The sequence below is a fragment of the Microvirga aerilata genome (assembly GCF_016743775.1).
GTDB lineage: Bacteria > Pseudomonadota > Alphaproteobacteria > Rhizobiales > Beijerinckiaceae > Microvirga > Microvirga aerilata.
The window spans coordinates 1-809 of the sequence record NZ_JAEQMY010000337.1 but is presented as its reverse complement, the minus strand read 5'-3'; the positions used below and the strand labels follow the sequence as shown (position 1 = coordinate 809).

Here is an 809-nt window from a genome sequence, read left to right as displayed (position 1 = left end):
TTTGGCATCAGCGAGCGCACCGCCCGTAAATGGCTGGCTCGCTACGGAGCCGAAGGGCCAAGCGGGTTGGACAACCGCTCCTCCCGGCCCAGGACAGTGGCAACCCGCACGGCTGAGTACTGGATTGGCGTGATCGAGCATCTCCGGCGAGAGTACCGGCTCACGGCAGACGAGATCGCCGGCAAGCTGCAGCTGGCCCGCTCCACTGTAGCAGCCTGGCTCACCCAGCGTGGCTTGGGGCGCTTGGCGGCCCTGGAGCCGAAGCAGCAGCCCGTGCGCTATCAGCGTCAGCACCCCGGCGAGTTGATCCACCTGGACATCAAGTAGCTGGCTCGCTTCGAGCGGGTGGGCCATCGCATCACGGGTGACCGGCGCAACCCCAGCACGGGCGCTGGTCATGACTGCTTTCATGTGGCCATCGATGACGCCACCCGCCTGGCCTATGTTGAGGTGCTGCCGGACGAGACCCGCCGCTCAACCACGGCCTTCCTGGTGCGGGCCCTGCGCGGGTTCAGAGCGCGCGGCATCCGGGTTGAGCGGGTGATGATGGACAACGGGTCCGGTTACGTGGCGCGGCTGTTCCGCAAAGCTCTGAGGATGCTTGGGATCCGGCACATCCGCACGAGGCCTTATACGCCCAAGACCAATGGCAAGGCTGAGCGCTTCATCCAGACGCTCCTGCGGGAATGGGCCTATGCGATCCCGTTCAGTTCATCGCAGTCCAGAGTGGCCGACCTGCCGCGGTGGCTGACCTGGTACAATCAGCAGCGCCCGCATGGTAGTCTCGGCCGACGAACACCGGCTCAGGC

The 809-nt window shown here is 65.9% G+C and carries 2 protein-coding genes; both read left to right on the top strand.

Going from position 1 to position 809, the window contains the following annotated elements; genetic code table 11:
- Positions 1 to 327, top strand: a 327-nt coding sequence (locus tag JKG68_RS32695) for a helix-turn-helix domain-containing protein (RefSeq protein WP_202066633.1), incomplete at its 5' end; no start/stop codon positions are given.
- Between the two features lie 18 nt (positions 328 to 345).
- Positions 346 to 809, top strand: a 464-nt coding sequence (locus JKG68_RS32690; protein WP_202066631.1) for an integrase core domain-containing protein, incomplete at its 3' end; no start/stop codon positions are given.